Source organism: Citrobacter sp. SX206, from assembly GCF_024181025.1.
GTDB lineage: Bacteria > Pseudomonadota > Gammaproteobacteria > Enterobacterales > Enterobacteriaceae > Citrobacter > Citrobacter youngae.
The window spans coordinates 2,566,350-2,585,092 of the sequence record NZ_CP049738.1 but is presented as its reverse complement, the minus strand read 5'-3'; the positions used below and the strand labels follow the sequence as shown (position 1 = coordinate 2,585,092).

Annotated in this window: 19 protein-coding genes; 15 read left to right on the top strand and 4 right to left on the bottom strand. The window is 51.0% G+C overall.

Annotated features, from left to right (window positions below):
• Window positions 1-17 precede the first annotated feature (17 nt).
• A complete protein-coding gene (gene xthA / locus G8S19_RS12665) occupies window positions 18-824 on the bottom strand; it encodes an exodeoxyribonuclease III (RefSeq protein WP_116360166.1) in 807 nt (268 codons plus the stop codon).
• 444 nt (window positions 825-1,268) lie between these two features.
• Here xthA and G8S19_RS12660 point away from each other — a divergent pair, with 444 nt between their 5' ends.
• The 7 genes from G8S19_RS12660 to ves all read left to right on the top strand — a co-directional run bounded on the left by G8S19_RS12660 (window position 1,269) and on the right by ves (window position 9,055).
• Window positions 1,269-2,489, top strand: a complete 1,221-nt coding sequence (locus G8S19_RS12660) for an aspartate aminotransferase family protein (protein ID WP_061067774.1) — start codon at window positions 1,269-1,271, stop codon at window positions 2,487-2,489.
• The gene (gene astA / locus G8S19_RS12655; protein WP_101741722.1) at window positions 2,486-3,520 is read left to right on the top strand and encodes an arginine N-succinyltransferase; all 1,035 of its coding nucleotides are present in this window, start codon (window positions 2,486-2,488) and stop codon (window positions 3,518-3,520) included. The genes G8S19_RS12660 and astA overlap by 4 nt, the downstream gene beginning before the upstream one ends.
• On the top strand, window positions 3,517-4,995 hold the full coding sequence (astD, locus tag G8S19_RS12650; protein ID WP_253685255.1) for a succinylglutamate-semialdehyde dehydrogenase: 1,479 nt from the start codon (window positions 3,517-3,519) through the stop codon (window positions 4,993-4,995). The genes astA and astD overlap by 4 nt, the downstream gene beginning before the upstream one ends.
• Complete coding sequence (astB, locus tag G8S19_RS12645; protein ID WP_124021686.1) at window positions 4,992-6,335, top strand: N-succinylarginine dihydrolase; 1,344 nt, start codon at window positions 4,992-4,994, stop codon at window positions 6,333-6,335. The genes astD and astB overlap by 4 nt, the downstream gene beginning before the upstream one ends.
• Entirely contained in the window at window positions 6,328-7,293 is a 966-nt protein-coding gene (gene astE, locus G8S19_RS12640; RefSeq protein WP_115602142.1) for a succinylglutamate desuccinylase, read from the top strand. Before astB ends, astE begins: the two co-directional genes overlap by 8 nt.
• A gap of 348 nt (window positions 7,294-7,641) precedes the next feature.
• Complete coding sequence (spy, locus tag G8S19_RS12635) at window positions 7,642-8,127, top strand: ATP-independent periplasmic protein-refolding chaperone Spy (RefSeq protein ID WP_048211888.1); 486 nt, start codon at window positions 7,642-7,644, stop codon at window positions 8,125-8,127.
• 352 nt (window positions 8,128-8,479) lie between these two features.
• On the top strand, window positions 8,480-9,055 hold the full coding sequence (gene ves, locus G8S19_RS12630) for an environmental stress-induced protein Ves (protein WP_253686630.1): 576 nt from the start codon (window positions 8,480-8,482) through the stop codon (window positions 9,053-9,055).
• A 57-nt stretch (window positions 9,056-9,112) separates the two neighbouring features.
• Here the strand turns inward: ves and nadE are convergent, their stop codons facing one another.
• Entirely contained in the window at window positions 9,113-9,943 is an 831-nt protein-coding gene (nadE, locus tag G8S19_RS12625) for an ammonia-dependent NAD(+) synthetase (RefSeq protein ID WP_101741717.1), read from the bottom strand.
• A gap of 210 nt (window positions 9,944-10,153) precedes the next feature.
• On the opposite strand from nadE, the gene osmE reads away from it, so the two are divergent.
• The 8 genes from osmE to cedA all read left to right on the top strand — a co-directional run bounded on the left by osmE (window position 10,154) and on the right by cedA (window position 16,493).
• On the top strand, window positions 10,154-10,495 hold the full coding sequence (gene osmE, locus G8S19_RS12620) for an osmotically-inducible lipoprotein OsmE (protein WP_003030621.1): 342 nt from the start codon (window positions 10,154-10,156) through the stop codon (window positions 10,493-10,495).
• 298 nt (window positions 10,496-10,793) lie between these two features.
• On the top strand, window positions 10,794-11,114 hold the full coding sequence (chbB, locus tag G8S19_RS12615) for a PTS N,N'-diacetylchitobiose transporter subunit IIB (RefSeq protein ID WP_003832547.1): 321 nt from the start codon (window positions 10,794-10,796) through the stop codon (window positions 11,112-11,114).
• A gap of 82 nt (window positions 11,115-11,196) precedes the next feature.
• Entirely contained in the window at window positions 11,197-12,555 is a 1,359-nt protein-coding gene (chbC, locus tag G8S19_RS12610; RefSeq protein ID WP_040233680.1) for a PTS N,N'-diacetylchitobiose transporter subunit IIC, read from the top strand.
• Window positions 12,556-12,609: 54 nt separating this feature from the next.
• Complete coding sequence (gene chbA, locus G8S19_RS12605; RefSeq protein WP_101741716.1) at window positions 12,610-12,957, top strand: PTS N,N'-diacetylchitobiose transporter subunit IIA; 348 nt, start codon at window positions 12,610-12,612, stop codon at window positions 12,955-12,957.
• 13 nt (window positions 12,958-12,970) lie between these two features.
• Window positions 12,971-13,810, top strand: coding sequence for a transcriptional regulator ChbR (chbR, locus tag G8S19_RS12600; RefSeq protein ID WP_005120798.1), 840 nt, complete (start codon window positions 12,971-12,973; stop codon window positions 13,808-13,810).
• 123 nt (window positions 13,811-13,933) lie between these two features.
• Window positions 13,934-15,289 carry a 6-phospho-beta-glucosidase gene (locus G8S19_RS12595; protein WP_048211884.1) on the top strand — a complete coding sequence of 452 codons (1,356 nt, stop codon included), beginning with the start codon at window positions 13,934-13,936 and terminating at the stop codon, window positions 15,287-15,289.
• A 12-nt stretch (window positions 15,290-15,301) separates the two neighbouring features.
• On the top strand, window positions 15,302-16,060 hold the full coding sequence (gene chbG, locus G8S19_RS12590) for a chitin disaccharide deacetylase (RefSeq protein WP_101741715.1): 759 nt from the start codon (window positions 15,302-15,304) through the stop codon (window positions 16,058-16,060).
• A gap of 190 nt (window positions 16,061-16,250) precedes the next feature.
• Window positions 16,251-16,493 carry a cell division activator CedA gene (gene cedA / locus G8S19_RS12585; protein WP_231591575.1) on the top strand — a complete coding sequence of 81 codons (243 nt, stop codon included), beginning with the start codon at window positions 16,251-16,253 and terminating at the stop codon, window positions 16,491-16,493.
• A gap of 65 nt (window positions 16,494-16,558) precedes the next feature.
• Here the strand turns inward: cedA and tcyP are convergent, their stop codons facing one another.
• Entirely contained in the window at window positions 16,559-17,950 is a 1,392-nt protein-coding gene (gene tcyP / locus G8S19_RS12580; RefSeq protein ID WP_048211881.1) for a cystine/sulfocysteine:cation symporter, read from the bottom strand.
• A gap of 135 nt (window positions 17,951-18,085) precedes the next feature.
• On the bottom strand, window positions 18,086-18,685 hold the full coding sequence (locus G8S19_RS12575) for a metal-dependent hydrolase (protein WP_086523651.1): 600 nt from the start codon (window positions 18,683-18,685) through the stop codon (window positions 18,086-18,088).
• Window positions 18,686-18,743: the final 58 nt, after the last annotated feature.

Genomic DNA, 18,743 nt, shown 5'->3' with positions numbered 1-18,743 from the left:
CGAAAAAATGCAGATAATTAGACGCGGAATTTTGCCCACACTGGCGCGTGGTCGGACGGTTTTTCCATGCTGCGAATTTCATAGTCGATGCCGGTTTCTTCGCAGCGTTCCGCCAATGGGTTGCTCGCCAGCAGCAGATCGATACGCAGGCCACGGTTATCGTCAAAACCTTTTGAGCGGTAATCAAACCACGAGAACTGGTCGTTTTTATCAGGATGCGCGTGACGATAGGTGTCCACCAGCCCCCAACCTAACAGACGTTCCATCCACTCACGTTCTTCTGGCAGGAAGGAACATTTCCCGGTACGCAGCCAGCGTTTACGGTTCTCTTCGCCAATGCCGATATCGAGATCGGTTGGGCTAATATTCATATCGCCCATGATCAATACCGGATTGTCGCGCTTCAGCTCTGTCTCAAGATAGTTTTGCAGGTTCTGATAAAACGCGGCTTTGGCCGGGAATTTAGTTTCATGGTCACGACTTTCGCCCTGCGGGAAATAGCCGTTGATGACGGTGATGTTGCCAAGCGGAGACGGGATCTCCGCCATAATGATACGGCGTTGCGCCTCTTCGTCATCATTTGGGAAACCACGGCGCACTGCAATCGGCGTCTCTTTGGTCAACAGCGCCACACCATAATGGCCTTTCTGACCGTGATAGAAAACGTTGTAACCCAGTTTTGCTACCTCTTCGAGAGGGAACATATCGTCGTGAACTTTTGTCTCCTGTAAGCCAATCACATCCGGTTGGTGTTTTTCGACAATGGCTGCCAGTTGATGAGGACGGGCACGCAGGCCGTTGATATTAAAAGAGACAAATTTCATAGTCGCTGCCACTTTGTAAGATGAATAGTGCAAGGATGGTAGCAGAATTTCCACGAACTGACTGCTTCTTGTCACCTGATTCCAACAATGATTGCTAATGGTGTTAACGATGGCGCAAAAACTGCACCGTTTTGGCGCGAAGCGCGTCGCTATGGGGCAATAATTTCCGATAAATTTCGTATACGATCACAATTCCAGAATTATATTTGGTGACTGAATAAAATTTCGGTTTTTCCTCTAATTAGTCCTCTGTTACGCAAACATATTCACTTTATATGCACATATAGTGAATATTGCCGTGTTGTAACTTGTTGATATCCCGTTCTCTGACCCCGTTTATGCACTTTTTTCGCTGGCTGGCACGAACCCTGCAATCTACATTTACACCGCAAACACTATATTTATTAACATATAAATAACCTTTTATTTACCGTTGAGGTCGCTATGTCTCTGTCAATTACGCGTGAAAATTTTGATGAATGGATGATGCCTGTATACGCTCCGGCCCCTTTTATTCCGGTGCGGGGTGAAGGTTCACGTCTGTGGGATCAGCAGGGTAAAGAGTATATCGATTTCGCGGGAGGCATTGCGGTTAACGCGCTGGGTCACGCCCATCCGGCATTGCGCGAGGCATTAAACGACCAGGCGAGTAAATTCTGGCATACAGGAAATGGCTACACCAACGAGCCGGTATTGCGTCTGGCGAAAAAGCTGATTGACGCCACCTTTGCCGAGCGCATTTTCTTCTGTAACTCCGGCGCAGAAGCCAACGAAGCGGCACTAAAACTGGCGCGTAAATATGCCCACGATCGTTTTGGCAGCCAGAAGAGCGGGATTGTGGCGTTTAAAAATGCATTCCATGGCCGCACGCTGTTTACCGTCAGCGCCGGTGGTCAGCCCGCCTATTCACAGGATTTCGCGCCGCTGCCGCCGGATATCCGCCATGCCGTGTATAACGATCTCGATTCTGCCAGCCAACTGATTGATGACACGACCTGTGCGGTCATCGTCGAGCCTGTACAGGGCGAAGGCGGCGTGGTGCCGGCAACAAACGCGTTTTTGCAGGGGCTGCGTGAATTATGCGATCGCCATAATGCGCTGCTGATTTTTGATGAGGTTCAGACCGGGGTTGGCCGTACCGGCGAACTGTATGCCTATATGCACTATGGTGTGACGCCAGACCTGCTGACGACGGCCAAAGCGCTTGGCGGTGGTTTTCCTATTGGGGCGTTATTGACCACAGAACGTTGCAGCAGCGTGATGACCGTGGGCACTCACGGTACAACTTACGGCGGAAACCCATTAGCCACTGCCGTAGCGGGTAAGCTGCTGGAAATTGTTAACACGCCGGAAGTCCTCAATGGTGTGAAACAGCGTCATGACTGGTTTGTGGAACGTATTAACGCCATTAACGAACGTTTTGGACTGTTTAGCGAAATTCGTGGGCTTGGACTGCTGATCGGCTGCGTACTGAATGCGGAATATGCCGGGAAAGCAAAACTCATCTCGCAAGAAGCAGCCAATGCAGGGGTGATGGTACTGATTGCCGGCGCTAACGTGGTGCGTTTCGCGCCAGCGTTAAACGTCAGCCAGGAAGAGGTGGCAACCGGGCTGGATCGTTTTGCGCTGGCATGCGAACGCATTAAAGCAGGAGGTTCATCATGATGGTGATTCGCCCCATTGAACGTGCTGATATTACCGCGTTGATGCAGCTTGCTGGTAAGACCGGCGGCGGATTGACCTCGCTACCGGCGAATGAAGCGACGCTAATGGCGCGTATCGAACGTTCGCTACAAACCTGGCGCGGTGAGTTGCCCAAAAGTGAGCAGGGATATGTGTTTGTGCTGGAAGACAGCGCCAGCGGAACTGTGGCGGGGATTTGCGCCATTGAGGTGGCGGTAGGACTTAACGATCCCTGGTACAACTATCGGGTCGGTACTCTGGTGCATGCCTCGAAAGAGTTGAATGTCTATAACGCATTGCCGACGCTGTTTCTCAGTAACGATCACACCGGAAGCAGCGAGCTTTGCACGCTGTTTCTCGATCCGGACTGGCGTAAAGAAGGTAACGGCTATTTGTTGTCGAAGTCGCGCTTTATGTTCATGGCCGCGTTTCGTGACCGTTTTAACGAAAAAGTCGTTGCAGAGATGCGGGGTGTCATTGATGAACACGGTTATTCACCGTTCTGGCAAAGCCTCGGAAAACGTTTTTTTTCAATGGAATTCAGCCGCGCAGATTTTCTCTGTGGCACCGGACAAAAAGCCTTTATTGCTGAGCTGATGCCTAAACACCCTATTTACACCCACTTCCTGTCGGAAGAAGCACAAAGCGTGATTGGCGAAGTGCATCCGCAAACGGCGCCAGCCCGTGCGGTGCTGGAGAAAGAGGGGTTTCGCTACCGTAACTATGTCGATATTTTCGACGGCGGGCCGACTCTGGAATGCGATATCGACCGGGTGCGGGCAATACGTAAAAGCAGGCTGGTGGAAGTGGCGGAAGGTCAGCCAGCAACCGGCGATTATCCGGCTTGTCTGGTGGCTAATGAAAATTACCAAAACTTCCGCGTCATGTTAGTGCGTGCCGACCCGAATACCCAACGACTGGTGCTGACGGCAGCACAACTGGACGCCCTGAAATGTCACGCGGGTGACCATGTACGTTTTGTGCGTCTTTGTGCAGAGGAGAAAGCAGCATGACATTATGGATAAACGGCGACTGGGTAACAGGGCTCGGCGAGCGTCGGGTGAAAACCAATCCCGTCAGCGGAGATGTGCTGTGGCAGGGTAATGATGCCGATGCCACTCAGGTGGCGCAGGCGTGCCACGCAGCGCGTACGGCTTTTCCGGGCTGGGCAAGACAGTCTTTTGTCGCGCGTCAGGACATTGTCGAGAAATTCGCGACGCTGCTGGAGAGTAATAAAGCAGAACTGACGGCGATCATTGCACGGGAAACCGGCAAGCCGCGCTGGGAAGCAGCAACCGAGCTGACGGCGATGATCAATAAAATTGCCATCTCAGTGAAGGCGTATCACACCCGTACCGGGGAACAGCATAACGCGCTGCCAGATGGCGCTGCGACGTTACGTCATCGCCCACACGGTGTTCTGGCCGTGTTTGGCCCGTATAACTTCCCCGGTCATTTACCTAATGGTCATATCGTTCCGGCGTTGTTGGCTGGCAATACGTTGATTTTCAAACCCAGCGAGCTGACGCCGTGGACCGGTGAAGCCGTGGCAAAGCTGTGGGCGCAGGCGGGATTACCGCCGGGCGTGCTGAACCTGGTACAGGGCGGGCGTGAAACGGGGCAGGCCCTGAGCGCGCTGGAAGACCTTGATGGTCTGCTGTTTACCGGCAGCGCCAATACCGGTTATCACCTGCATCGACAGTTATCTGGCCAGCCAGAAAAAATCCTCGCTCTCGAGATGGGAGGGAACAACCCGCTGATTATCGAGAACCCGGAAGATATTGATGCCGCCGTGCATCTGACCATTCAATCTGCGTTTGTTACCGCCGGACAGCGTTGTACCTGCGCCCGCCGCCTGTTAGTTAAAAAAGGCGCGCAGGGTGATGCCTTCCTGGCGCGTCTGGTGGAGGTCAGCCAGCGTTTAATGCCCGGTAACTGGGATGCAGAACCGCAGCCGTTTATGGGCGGGCTGATTTCCGAACAGGCCGCGCAGCACGTTTATGATGCCTGGCAGCGTCTGGCGTCTTTGGGGGGCCGTACCCTGTTAGCACCGCGTCTGGTGAAAGCCGGAACGTCACTGCTGGCTCCCGGTATCATCGAACTGACCGGAGCGGCGAACGTACCTGATGAAGAGGTTTTTGGCCCTCTGCTTGGCGTCTGGCGCTATGACAGCTTTGATGACGCGATTCGCATGGCGAACAACACTCGCTTTGGACTGTCGTGTGGGTTAGTTTCACCCGATCGCAGCCAATTTGATCAATTGCTGCTGGAGGCGCGGGCAGGGATCGTCAACTGGAATAAGCCGCTAACCGGCGCGGCAAGCACTGCACCGTTTGGTGGGATTGGTGCCTCAGGCAACCATCGCGCCAGCGCGTGGTATGCCGCAGATTATTGTGCCTGGCCGATGGCAAGTCTGGAATCACCAGCCTTAACGCTGCCAACGGCGCTTAGCCCAGGACTCGATTTTTCTCGTGAGGATAAGCGATGAAAGCCCGTGAGATTAATTTTGATGGTCTGGTGGGACTGACCCACCACTATGCTGGATTGTCATTTGGTAATGAGGCCTCAACCAAACACCGTTTTCAGGTGTCGAACCCTCGTCTGGCGGCGAAACAGGGTTTGCTAAAGATGAAAGCGCTGGCGGATGCGGGATTTCCCCAGGCGGTGATCCCGCCCCATGAGCGGCCTTATATTCCGGTGCTACGGCAGTTGGGATTTAGCGGCAGTGATGAGCAGGTACTGGAAAAGGTGGCACGGCAGGCACCTCACTGGCTCTCCAGTGCCAGTTCCGCTTCGCCGATGTGGGTGGCGAATGCGGCAACGGTCTGTCCTTCGGCAGATTCGCTGGACGGAAAAGTGCATCTGACGGTCGCGAATCTGAATAACAAGTTCCACCGTTCACTGGAAGCGCCAACCACAGAAGCGTTGCTAAGCGCGATCTTCCGCGATGAGAGCCGCTTTACGGTCCATAGTGCATTGCCACAGGTTGCGTTACTGGGTGATGAAGGCGCGGCAAACCATAACCGTCTCGGTGGTGATTACAGCGACCCCGGCATACAGGTGTTTGTCTATGGTCGTGAAGAGGGCAACGGCGCGCATCCGAAGCGTTATCCGGCGAGGCAATCCAGAGAAGCCAGCGAGGCTGTTGCGCGACTGAATCAGGTGAACCCTAATCAGATTATCTTTGCTCAGCAAAACCCGGATGTTATCGATCTTGGTGTGTTTCATAACGATGTTATTGCGGTATCAAATCGTCAGGTGCTGTTTTGCCATGAATTGGCGTTTGCCAACCAGCAGGCTTTGTTACAGCAGTTGCATAGCCAGGTGGCGGGATTTACGGCGCTGGAAGTTCCCCTGGCTGAAGTGTCAGTGCAGGATGCCGTGGCAACATATCTGTTTAACAGCCAGCTACTCAGTCGTGATGACGGTTCAATGATGTTGGTCTTGCCGCAGGAATGCCGGGAGCATGCAGGGGTATGGCATTATTTAAACCGTCTGCTTGAAGATGACAACCCGATTGACGATCTACGGGTATTCGATCTGCGCGAAAGCATGTCCAACGGTGGTGGCCCGGCATGTCTGCGCCTTCGGGTCGTGTTAACCCCACAGGAGCAACAGGCGGTGAACCCGGCGGTTCTCATGAATGATGTGCTGTTTAACACGTTGAATAACTGGGTTGACCGTTACTATCGCGATCGTCTTACCGCCGCAGACCTTGCTGACCCGCAGTTGCTGCGCGAAGGGCGTGAAGCGCTGGATACGTTGACGCAATTACTCAACCTCGGTTCGGTGTATCCCTTCCAGCAGGAGCGTACACGCCATGGATAATTTCCTTGCGCTGACGCTTGCGGGGGGGGCGCCAGATGCCACCCGGGGGAAAGCTCACGGTTTTGACTGGCAATGGATCGGGCATGGCATGCTGGAGCTGACGCCGGTTGTTCCGGTTGAGCGTTCGCTGGTTTTGTCTGCGGGCATTCATGGTAATGAAACCGCACCAGTAGAAATACTGGATACATTGTTGGCCGGGTTGTTTAGCGGCAAGCTGCCGCTGACATGGCGGCTATTGCTGATCCTGGGCAATCCGCAGGCGTTAGCTGCGGGCAAACGCTACTGTCATAGCGATCTGAACCGTATGTTTGGCGGCCGCTGGCAGATTTTTACCGCGAGTGAAGAAACGCGCCGAGCCCATGAACTTGAGCTGTGTCTGGACGATTTTTACGCGCGGGCGCAAGAGTCAGTACGCTGGCATCTGGATCTGCATACCGCGATTCGCGGCTCACAGCATCTGCGTTTTGGCGTGCTGCCACAACGTAATGTTGCCTGGGACGAAGATTTTCTGGGATGGCTGGGAGATGCAGGACTTGAGGCGCTGGTGTTCCATCAGACGCCTGGCGGTACGTTCACCCATTTTAGCGCTGAACATTTTGGCGCGCTGGCCTGTACGCTGGAACTGGGTAAAGCGCTGCCGTTTGGACAAAACGATCTGTCCCAGTTTGCGCAGACGGCGGATGCGCTGGCGAAACTGCTGCAAGGCGAGCGAATCCCTACGGGAGAAACATCTCCGCTGCGCTATCGCGTGGTGGCGCAAATTACACGACGCAGCGACGATTTTATTCTCCATATGGATAACCAGACGCTCAACTTTACCCCCTTTAAAGAGGGGACCTTGCTGGCGCAGGATGGTGATGAACGTTTTATCGTCACCCATAACGTTGAATATGTTCTCTTTCCTAATCCAAATGTGGCCTGTGGTTTACGCGCGGGACTGATGCTGGAAAGGTTGTAAAAGATATATCCGCCCTCGGGTTAATCTCTGAGGGCTTATTATTGCGTGCTGTTTGTATTTATTACGGATTATTCCTGGTAAGCTGCTTTCTTAATAACCAGGTTTCAGGTATAGTTCTTCATAATTCTTTCAAAATCATCGTGTTGTGATTTTTTATTTCAACTCTGCGCAATTTATTCTTTTTTTCTTCATAATTGATGAAAGTTTGTTTTTTACACTTTCATTGTTTTACCGTTGCTCTGATTAATTGACGCTTAAGTCGGTAAAGTTAATCCCGTCAACACGACATCACATTGCATAAGCTTCGCATGAATGTCGTAAGAATAACTGAAAGGAAGGATAGAAATTATGCGTAAATTGACTGCTCTGTTTGTTGCCTCTACCCTGGCGCTGGGCGCTGCAAACCTGGCTCATGCCGCTGACGCTACCACAGCAGCTCCGGCAGATGCCAAACCGATGATGCACCACAACGGTAAATTCGCCCCGCATCACGACATGATGTTTAAAGACCTGAACCTGACCGATGCACAGAAACAGCAGATCCGCGACATCATGAAAGGTCAGCGCGATCAGATGAAACGTCCTCCGCTGGAAGAACGCCGTGCAATGCACGATATCATCGCCAGCGATAGCTTCGATAAAGCGAAAGCTGAAGCGCAGATTGCGAAGATGGAAGAGCAGCGCAAAGCTAACATGCTGGCGCATATGGAAACGCAGAACAAAATTTACAACATTCTGACCCCGGAACAGAAAAAACAGTTTAATGCCAATTTTGAGAAGCGTCTGACAGAACGAGCAGCGCAGAAAGGTAAAATGCCACAAGCTGCCGAATAATCGGTAGGCGTCTATACTCAATCATTCACGCTGTGTCGGAGCAGATTGCCCCGGACAGCGTGAAAAAAAACTCAAGACCGCCGGCCTTGTCCACAACACGTTTAACGATGTGGGCAGGATCGGCGGTTTTTTCTTTCCTACCTATTGCACAGCGCTTGGGACAGGTTATGCTCCTGAGGCCCGCGAAAATGCTACCTGGATCAGCGCGTTAAACTTTTTTGCAAAACGCCATGGTCATCGCTAAGGCAAATCAACTCTGCTGCCGATAACAACGAGCAGGGTGAATGATAACAATGATGATTTGGCTGCCTGATGACGGCATGTCGGCGCACAGTGCCTTTCTGGAGGGATGATGGAGTACTTTGATATCCGCAAAATGCCGGTTAATCTCTGGCGTAATGGTGCGGGAGAAACGCGTGAAATATGTTGTTTTCCGCCAGCAACGCGCGACTTTCACTGGCGGGCGAGTATTGCCTCCATTGCTGCGAACGGCGAATTTTCACTCTTTCCCGGAGTTGAGCGCGTTATTACACTGCTCGAAGGGGGAGAAGTCACGTTGGAAGGTGCTAACACGCTACCGCATACGCTAAAACAGCATCAGCCTTTTACGTTCGCCGGTGACCGCGTGGTAAAAGCGAAGCTGACGGAAGGACAGATGTCGATGGATTTTAATATCATGACCCGTCGGGATGTTTGCCAGGCTAAAGTTCGTGTGGCTGACCGGACGTTTACGACCTTTGGTTCGCGTGGCGGCGTGGTATTTGTTATTAGCGGAGCCTGGCAACTGGGGGATAAGTTGCTGACGGCTGACCAGGGGGCGTGCTGGCATGACGGTAAGCATACGTTGCGACTGTTGGAGCGCGAGGGGAAGTTGTTGTTTAGTGAGATTAACTGGAAGCCAGGTTTTTCGCCTAATTCGGTGCAATGACGTCGCTTGGGCCGGATAAACCATTTTGTGGTTATCCGGCACGGGTAAATCAGCGAATTACGATTTTTTCCAGAAGTCGTCAAACACCGTAATCGGTGGGCGACGTTTGTGTTCTGTTTTCACGTACCAGCCTTCAATTTTCTTCGCAACGTCGGCATTCAACGTTTTTCCTTCCAGATAATCGTCAATGTTGTCGTAGGTAACGCCTAATGCGGCTTCATCTGGCAGAGAGGGACGATCGTCTTCGAGGTCGGCGGTTGGCGCTTTCTTGTATAAATGCTCAGGGCAACCCAATGCCGCAAGAAGCTGCTTACCCTGACGCTTGTTGAGGCGGAATATTGGGTTAATGTCAGTGCCGCCATCGCCATATTTGGTAAAGAATCCGGTAATGGCCTCTGCGGCGTGATCGGTACCCACGACAACACCGCTGGTCATTCCGGCGATACTGTATTGTGCCTTCATACGCTCGCGGGCTTTTTCATTGCCGCGCACAAAATCACTCAGTTCAATACCTGCTTCGCGCAATGCCTGCTCGCTGGCCAATACCGCGCCTTTGATGTTGACGGTGAGTACACGGTCAGGTTGTATAAACGCTATCGCGTCCTGACAGTCCTGTTCATCGGCCTGCACACCATAAGGCAGTCGCACGGCAATAAACTGCAAAGCATCGTTACCCGTTTCTTCACGTAACTCGGAAATCGCCATTTGGCATAACTTTCCGGCCAGGGTTGAGTCCTGTCCGCCGCTAATCCCTAACACCAGCGATTTAAGGAAAGGGTAGGTTTTGAGGTACGATTTCAGAAAATCCACGCTGCGGCGAATTTCCTCTTCTGCATTAATATGTGGTTTGGCACCAAGTGCCCGGATTATCTCTTGCTGCAGAGTCATTTAACCCCCTATGGAAAATAAAATGATCAAAAATAACGATGTGTTAAAGCTAACGCGTTGACGTCCAAACGACAAGGGATGCAGCCGGATATAACATCATTTTGTTTTGATAGAATTTTCTGAAATGACCCGAGTATCAACTGACAGCTTGAAAAATGCGTTGTTGTGCTCCAGGCTTATATAACACGCTGAAAAACAAGAGGACGGAATATGAACAAGAATCTAACAGGAATTCTGAGTGCAGCGGCGGTATTGACTATGCTGGCAGGCTGTACGGCTTACGATCGTACTAAAGACCAATTTGTGCAGCCCGTGGTGAAAGATGTGAAGAAAGGGATGAGCCGGGCGCAAGTGGCGCAGATTGCCGGTAAACCTTCTTCTGAAGTCAGCATGATCCATGCGCGTGGTACATGTCAGACCTACATCCTGGGTCAACGAGATGGTAAAGCAGAGACCTATTTTGTTGCATTAGATGATACTGGGCACGTGATTAATTCCGGCTACCAGACCTGTGCGGAGTACGACACCGACCCGCAGGCAGCGAAGAAGTAACAACTGTTTATTGCCTGAGCACTCTGACGAACCGGCCGCTGTGCCGGTTTTTTTGTGTCACGCGATCTTATTTATTGTCGCGAATTATTTGCCCGAAGTGTGAGGGGTGTCATAACCACAGGTCAAGGAGAGACAATTTAGTTGGTCAATGAAATACCATCCGCGGGTGCAATCCCGTATACTCATTTCAGCCACCTAAAAAAGTAATTTAGCTGACGCAAGTTACCCAGAGCATGGATGCAGGTTATGGCTTGCGGAGTGTCTGGTACACAGATAATCGCACATGAGGATCGTTTTAATGGAAAAGAAACACATTTATCTGTTTTGTTCTGCGGGCATGTCGACTTCTTTGTTGGTCTCGAAGATGCGTGCTCAGGCTGAAAAATACGAAGTGCCGGTTATCATTGAAGCGTTTCCCGAAACGCTGGCCGGAGAAAAAGGCCCAGTAGCCGATGTCGTGTTATTAGGTCCACAGATTGCTTATATGTTGCCCGAAATTCAGCGTTTGTTACCCAACAAACCTGTAGAAGTGATTGACTCGCTGTTGTATGGCAAAGTCGATGGTTTAGGCGTGCTTAAGGCTGCAGTTGCAGCAATTAAAAAAGCCGCAGCAAATTAATTATTTTAAATTTTCCCGTCAAAGAGTTATTTCATTAACATTCACCGCAATTGTTAATTGCGGTATTTAAGGGTATTTTTCTATGAGTAACGCTATTGCTTCACTTGAAAAGGTACTCCTTCCTTTTGCTGTAAAAATTGGAAAGCAGCCACACGTTAATGCAATCAAAAACGGTTTTATTCGTTTAATGCCGTTAACCCTCGCAGGGGCTATGTTTGTATTAATCAATAACGTTTTCCTGAGCTTTGGGGAGGGGTCGTTTTTTTATTCCATGGGCATTCGACTTGATGCTTCAACTATTGAAACACTAAATAGTTTAAAAGGCATCGGTGGGAACGTCTATAACGGTACGCTGGGTATTATGTCATTGATGGCGCCATTCTTTATCGGTATGGCGTTGGCGGAAGAACGCAAGGTCGATGCGCTGGCTGCTGGTTTATTATCTGTCGCCGCATTTATGACAGTCACACCTTACAGTGTGGGTGAAGCCTATGCCGTGGGTGCTAACTGGCTGGGCGGTGCGAACATTATTTCCGGTATTATTATCGGCCTGGTGGTCGCGGAAATGTTCACCTTCGTCGTGCATCGTAATTGGGTTATTAAATTACCTGATAGCGTTCCGGCTTCTGTTTCTCGCTCCTTCTCTGCACTGATTCCTGGCTTCATTATCCTCTCTATTATGGGGATCATCGCCTGGGCGTTGAACACCTGGGGAACGAACTTCCACCAGATCATCATGGATTCCATTTCAACTCCGCTGGCGTCACTGGGTAGTGTGGTGGGTTGGGCATACGTGATTTTTGTCCCGCTGTTGTGGTTCTTTGGTATTCACGGTTCTTTGGCACTGACTGCACTGGACAGCGGTATCATGACCCCCTGGGCGCTGGAAAACATCTCTATCTACCAACAGTTTGGTTCCGTAGACGCGGCACTGGAAGCGGGTAAGACGTTCCACGTCTGGGCGAAGCCGATGCTGGACTCCTATATTTTCCTGGGAGGGAGTGGGGCAACGCTGGGTCTGATTATTGCTATCTTCCTGGCATCTCGTCGCGCTGATTATCGTCAGGTAGCAAAACTGGCACTGCCATCAGGTCTGTTCCAGATTAACGAACCCATTCTGTTCGGTCTGCCGATTATCATGAACCCGGTTATGTTTATTCCATTCATCCTGGTTCAGCCGATTCTGGCAGCGATTACCCTGGCCGCTTATTACACAGGCATTATTCCACCAATTACCAACATTGCACCGTGGACTATGCCAACCGGTTTGGGCGCATTCTTTAACACCAACGGTAGCGTCGCTGCTCTGCTGGTCGCGTTGTTTAACCTTGGCATCGCAACGCTGGTGTACCTGCCATTTGTGGTCGTCGCCAACAAAGCTCAGAACGTCATTGATAAAGAAGAAAGCGAAGAAGATATCGCTAACGCATTGAAATTCTAAATTTAATCCGGCATGGCTATGCGGCCATGCCGGACTGAACCAGAGGAAAAAAGTATGTTGGATATCGAGAACATCGTCGACACGCAGTCAGAAGCAGAAGAGCTTGAAGAAGTGGTGATGGGGCTCATCATCAACTCGGGTCAGGCGCGTAGCCTGGCGTATGGCGCGCTCAAAATGGCCAAACAGGGTGATTTTGAGTCAGCGAAGACCATGATGGAACAGTCTCGCATGGCGCTGAACGAAGCACACCTTGTCCAGACTAAACTGATTGAAGGCGATCAGGGTGAAGGTAAAATGAAAGTCAGCCTGGTGCTGGTCCATGCACAGGACCACCTGATGACGTCGATGCTGGCACGTGAACTGGTGACAGAACTGATTGAGCTTCACGAGAAGCTGAAATAGCGAGGAGTGCAGAATGCAGCTACAGATTAACGCACCGGAAATCAAAACCGTCTATGAGCAGCAGCTTTTTAATGGCAAAAATTTTCATGTGTTCATCTATAACAAAACTGAGAGTATCAGTGGGCTGCATCAGCATGATTACTACGAATTTACCCTTGTATTAACTGGACGTTACTATCAGGAAATCAACGGTAAGCGTGTACTGCTTGAGCGCGGAGACTTTGTCTTTATCCCGTTGGGATCGCATCACCAAAGTTTCTATGATTTCGGCGCGACGCGAATTCTTAACGTTGGTATCAGTAAACGTTTTTTTGAACAGCACTACCACCCGTTGCTGCCATTTTGTTTTGTCGCATCGCAGGTGTATCGGGCGAACAGCTCGTTTCTTACCTACATCGAAACGGTTATAGCATCACTGAACTTTCGTGAAAGCGGACTGGATGAATTTGTAGAAGTGGTCACCTTCTATATTATTAATCGGTTACGCCATCATCGGGAAGAGCAGGTGCTGGATGATATTCCACAATGGCTTAAAACTACCGTGGAAAGCATGCATGACAAAAGGCAGTTCAGCGAAAATGCGCTGGAAAATATGGTACACCTGTCCGCAAAATCCCAGGAGTATCTGACCCGTGCAACCCAGCGTTATTACAGTAAAACGCCAATGCAGATTATTAATGAAATCCGCATTAATTTTGCTAAAAAACAGCTGGAAATGACTAACTATTCTGTAACTGATATTGCCTATGAGTCTGGTTACAGTAGTCCGAGCTTGTTTATTAAAACGTTTAAAAAGCTGACGTCGTTTACACCAAATAGCTATCGTAAGAAATTAACGGAATTTAATCAGTAAATTTTATTTACCAATAACCAATTTTTATAGCTTGCCCAAAATAGCGCCGGGACTGCCACGCTATACCTGACGAATGGGTTGAGCATAATACGTGTCAGTGTTTTTACACTGAAGGGAGAAATTATGAGCCAGAAATTAAAAGTCGTCACTATCGGTGGCGGGAGCAGCTACACCCCTGAATTACTTGAAGGCTTTATTAAGCGTTATCATGAATTACCGGTCTCTGAATTGTGGCTGGTGGATGTCGACGGTGGTAAAGAGAAGCTGGACATTATTTTTGACCTCTGCCAGCGCATGATTGATAAAGCTGGCGTCCCGATGAAAGTGTATAAAACGCTGGATCGCCGCGAAGCGCTGAAAGATGCTGATTTCGTTACTACCCAGTTGCGGGTTGGGCAACTGCAAGCCCGTGAAAAGGATGAACGCATTCCGCTGAGCCACGGGTATCTGGGGCAGGAAACCAACGGCGCTGGCGGGCTGTTCAAAGGCCTGCGTACCATTCCGGTTATCTTTGATATTGTGAAAGATGTGGAAGAACTGTGCCCGAATGCGTGGGTGATCAACTTCACTAACCCAGCCGGGATGGTGACTGAGGCGGTTTATCGCCATACGAATTTCAAGAAATTCATCGGGGTATGTAATATTCCGATCGGCATGAAAATGTTCATCAGCGACGTGCTGGCGCTGAAAGAGAGCGATGACTTATCCATCGATCTGTTTGGTCTGAACCATATGGTCTTCATTAAGGATGTTCTGGTCAACGGTGTGTCACGCTTTGATGAACTGCTGGACGGCGTTGCGTCGGGTCAGTTGAAAGCCTCTGGCGTGAAGAACATCTTCGATCTGCCGTTCAGTGAAGGGCTGATTCGTTCACTGAGGCTGCTGCCGTGCTCGTATTTGCTGTACTACTTCAAGCCAAAAGAGATGCTGGCGATTGAAATGGGCGAATATTACAAAGGTGGTGCACGCGCACAGGTGGTACAGAAAGTAGAAAAGCAACTGTTTGATCTGTATAAAAATCCTGAGTTGAATGTTAAGCCGAAAGAGCTGGAACAGCGTGGCGGGGCTTATTACTCTGATGCCGCGTGTGAAGTCATCAATGCTATCTACAACGACAAACAGACCGAACATTACGTCAACATTCCTCATCATGGCCATGTTGATAATATTCCTGCGGACTGGGCCGTTGAGATGACCTGCACGCTGGGGCGCAATGGTGCAACTCCGCACCCACGTATCACCCATTTCGATGAAAAGGTTCTGGGGCTTATCTATACCATTAAAGGTTTTGAAGTGGCGGCGAGCAACGCAGCACTGAGCGGCGAGTTGAATGATGTGCTGCTGGCGTTGAACCTGAGCCCGCTGGTGCATTCCGACACTGATGCTGAAATTCTTGCCCGTGAGCTGATTCTGGCGCATGAAAAATGGCTGCCAAATTTCGCCGGATGCATCGAGAAACTTAAAAGCGAACAACACTAACTGAGGTTGGCTATGGAACGCGTACTGATTGTGAATGCGGATGATTTTGGCCTGAGCAAAGGACAAAACTACGGCATTGTTGAAGCCTGTCGCAATGGCATTGTCACCTCAACCACGGCCCTGGTGAATGGCGAGGCGATAGAGCATGCGGTACAGCTTAGTCGCGATATACCGGAGCTTGCCGTTGGGATGCACTTTGTCCTGACGCTCGGCAAACCGTTAACGGCTATGCCGGGTCTGACGCGTGACGGTGTGTTAGGGAAATGGATCTGGCAGATGGCAGAGGAAGAAACGTTGCCGCTGGAAGAGATTTCTCGGGAGCTGGCTGCACAGTATCAGCGTTTTATTGACCTGTTCGGGCGGGAGCCGACGCATCTGGATAGTCATCACCACGTGCATATGTTCCCGCAGATTTTCCCGATTGTCGCCAGTTTTGCCGCGGAGAGAGGCGTTGCGTTGCGGATCGATCGGCAGACGGTGTTCCAGGCGTCCGATTTACCGGAAACGTTGCGTACCTCCCAGGGATTTAGCAGTGAGTTTTATGGCGACGCGATTTCTGAGGCCCTGTTTTTGCAGACGCTGGACGCGTCCGCAGACCGGGGAGAGTCCTCGCTGGAAGTGATGTGTCATCCGGCGTTTATCGATGACATCATTCGACAAAGTGCCTACTGTTACCCCCGCTTAACTGAGCTTGACGTACTGACGTCTTCGTCATTGAAATACGCTATTGCGGAGCGCGGTTATCGTCTTGGCAGTTTTCTGAACGTTTAATTCCTGAGTTGGCGGCGCGTCGGTGCGCCGCATTTTTTTGTCTGCGTCATTGATGTTTGCTGCAACTTATCTGTTCCCCCCATTATCGCCACCCACTTCACGAATTCACTGTTTTTGCACCGTCCAGGGGTAAAATCAGCTAAGATAGCGTTTTTCAGATTTTTAGAATTTGTCTTTAGTGAAGCAACTGATTATGAAACCTCTTCGCCAACAAAATCGTCCGGTCATCAGCTATGTTCCTCGCGTGGAGCCCGCTCCGCCAGAGCATGCGGTGAAAATGGACGCGTTTCGTGACGTATGGATACTGCGCGGAAAATATGTCGCTTTTGTCTTAATGGGGGAGGCGTTTCAGCGTTCGCCTGCATTTACGGTTCCGGAGTCGGCCCAGCGCTGGGCTAACCAGATTCGCCAGGAAAACGAACTGAGCGATTAATCGGATATAAAAAAACCGCCGGAGCATAACTCACTGGCGGTTTTTTGTTTTGCGCAGACAGGCTTTTAGCGATGCGCCAGTTCGGCGTGATCGTCGCTGTCCAGAATCGATTTATCGGTCTGTTTCAGCCATTGGCTGGTCAGCGTACCAGCGGTCATGGAACCGCTAACGTTCAATGCAGTACGCCCCATATCGATCAGCGGTTCAACTGAGATCAACAGAGCAACCAGTGTGACCGGCAGACCCATGGCAGGCAGTACGATCAGTGCCGCGAAGGTCGCGCCGCCGCCCACACCCGCAACTCCTGCAGAACTGACGGTCACGATACCCACCAGCGTGGCAATCCACATTGGGTCCAGCGGGTTAATGCCGACAGTTGGTGCCACCATCACGGCCAGCATCGCCGGATACAGACCCGCACAACCGTTTTGACCAATCGTTGCACCAAAAGAGGCGGCAAAGCTGGCGATGGACTCAGGGACGCCCAGACGGCGGGTTTGCGCTTCAACGTTCAGTGGAATAGAAGCGGCACTGGAACGGCTGGTGAAGGCGAAAGTCAGTACTGGCCAGACTTTGCGGAAGTATTTCAGTGGGCTAACGCCGTTAATACCCAGCAGGATGCCGTGTACGACGAACATAATGCCCAGGCCGAGATACGAAGCAACGACGAAGCTACCCAGCTTAATGATGTCCTGCAGGTTGGAACCGGCAACCACTTTGGTCATCAGCGCCAGAACACCATACGGCGTCAACTGCATCACCAGACGAACCAGCTTCATCACCCAGCTTTGCAGGGTATCGATAGCCGTTAATACGCGCTCACCTTTTGGCGCATCATCTTTCAACAGCTTCAGTGCGGCAACACCGAGGAATGCAGCAAAGATGACCACGCTGATAATCGACGTCGGGTTAGCACCGGTCAGATCGGCAAACGGGTTTTTCGGGATAAACGACAGTACCAGCTGCGGAACGCTGAGGTCAGCCACTTTGCCAACATAGTTGGTTTCAATAGCGTTCAGACGTGCAGTCTCGGCACCACCTTGCACCAGGCCTTCGGCGGTCAGGCCGAACAGGTTGGTTACCAGAACCCCGACCAGTGCGGCAATCAGCGTTGTAAACAGCAGCGTGCCGATGGTCAGGAAGCTGATTTTACCTAACTGAGAGGCGTTGTGCAGACGCGCAACGGCGCTGAGAATAGACGCAAATACCAGCGGCATGACAATCATCTGCAGCAACTGGACATAACCGTTGCCGACAATGTTGAACCACTGTACGGAATCTTTAAGAACCTGGCTGTCGGAGCCATAAATGGTATGCAGGGCGAGACCAAACACCACGCCCATGACCAGACCGACCAGTACTTTTTTGGCCAGACTCCACTGTTTGTGGCGGGCTTGCGCCAGCACGAACAGCAGTACTACGAACACGATAATGTTCGCGATTAATGGAAAGTTCATCCCCGTTCTCCTGATCTTATTATGCGTATCACCATGCAATGGTGATTCTGTTGGCGCAAGATTAGCAGAACTGTGACTTGCCTCTTATATTCAAATGGAATTGTTTATACCTAAAATGACATTTTGGCTGATTTATTAGTCAACCTGGTGCGTTATAAAACGATTAAACTGCATTTGCAGCGTATTAATCATCTGTGATGACCAGCGTACCGCGCTGTTCTCTTGTACGGTCTGCGGCATCCAGATAGCCCAGGCAAACAGCGCCATGCACAGGAACCGTTCCAGTTGGTTGCCTTTTTGCGGCACGAGGATGGGCAGACGAAAACGCCAGCGGCAGGGCCAAAGCAGGGGAACGCCTGCCGGAGTCAGCATGTCAGCCAGAATGTGACTGAGATAACCGAGAACCATACCTTGTAAGGCATCGGCCGGGATTATCCAGCTATCCGGAACTTTCAGGTAAAACGTGGCCAGCAGGGCAAAGACGGCCAGCAGGCTGTGAGTAAACCCGCGATGGCCAAATGCCCGGGCAATAGGCTTTGATATCCACTTCAGCCGCTGCCCGAGCAGGGATTTCGGGTGATCGATATCGGGTAGCAGGCAGGTTAAAATGGCCGAAGGTACAATATGCCACCAATCACCCTGAGCAAGAACGGGCGTCAGCTCGGCATTTTTGGCAAATACCGCACAGGCAATAGAAAAAAGGAGATGGCCTTCCGCCGTCATGATAAAACCCAATGAACTGTCAATTCATACAGTATAGGGGTTTTATACAGTAGGCGGAAGAGGTGACGTT

Bases quoted from the DNA above. Each gene is read 5' to 3' on its own strand.
- xthA (WP_116360166.1), bottom strand. From the start codon at position 824: ATGAAATTTGTCTCTTTTAATATCAACGGCCTGCGTGCCCGTCCTCAT.
- chbG (WP_101741715.1), top strand. From the start codon at position 15,302: ATGGAACGCGTACTGATTGTGAATGCGGATGATTTTGGCCTGAGCAAA.
- chbB (WP_003832547.1), top strand. From the start codon at position 10,794: ATGGAAAAGAAACACATTTATCTGTTTTGTTCTGCGGGCATGTCGACT.
- chbC (WP_040233680.1), top strand. From the start codon at position 11,197: ATGAGTAACGCTATTGCTTCACTTGAAAAGGTACTCCTTCCTTTTGCT.
- tcyP (WP_048211881.1), bottom strand. From the start codon at position 17,950: ATGAACTTTCCATTAATCGCGAACATTATCGTGTTCGTAGTACTGCTG.
- astA (WP_101741722.1), top strand. From the start codon at position 2,486: ATGATGGTGATTCGCCCCATTGAACGTGCTGATATTACCGCGTTGATG.
- astE (WP_115602142.1), top strand. From the start codon at position 6,328: ATGGATAATTTCCTTGCGCTGACGCTTGCGGGGGGGGCGCCAGATGCC.
- G8S19_RS12660 (WP_061067774.1), top strand. From the start codon at position 1,269: ATGTCTCTGTCAATTACGCGTGAAAATTTTGATGAATGGATGATGCCT.
- astD (WP_253685255.1), top strand. From the start codon at position 3,517: ATGACATTATGGATAAACGGCGACTGGGTAACAGGGCTCGGCGAGCGT.
- spy (WP_048211888.1), top strand. From the start codon at position 7,642: ATGCGTAAATTGACTGCTCTGTTTGTTGCCTCTACCCTGGCGCTGGGC.
- G8S19_RS12595 (WP_048211884.1), top strand. From the start codon at position 13,934: ATGAGCCAGAAATTAAAAGTCGTCACTATCGGTGGCGGGAGCAGCTAC.
- nadE (WP_101741717.1), bottom strand. From the start codon at position 9,943: ATGACTCTGCAGCAAGAGATAATCCGGGCACTTGGTGCCAAACCACAT.
- astB (WP_124021686.1), top strand. From the start codon at position 4,992: ATGAAAGCCCGTGAGATTAATTTTGATGGTCTGGTGGGACTGACCCAC.
- chbA (WP_101741716.1), top strand. From the start codon at position 12,610: ATGTTGGATATCGAGAACATCGTCGACACGCAGTCAGAAGCAGAAGAG.
- ves (WP_253686630.1), top strand. From the start codon at position 8,480: ATGGAGTACTTTGATATCCGCAAAATGCCGGTTAATCTCTGGCGTAAT.
- osmE (WP_003030621.1), top strand. From the start codon at position 10,154: ATGAACAAGAATCTAACAGGAATTCTGAGTGCAGCGGCGGTATTGACT.
- chbR (WP_005120798.1), top strand. From the start codon at position 12,971: ATGCAGCTACAGATTAACGCACCGGAAATCAAAACCGTCTATGAGCAG.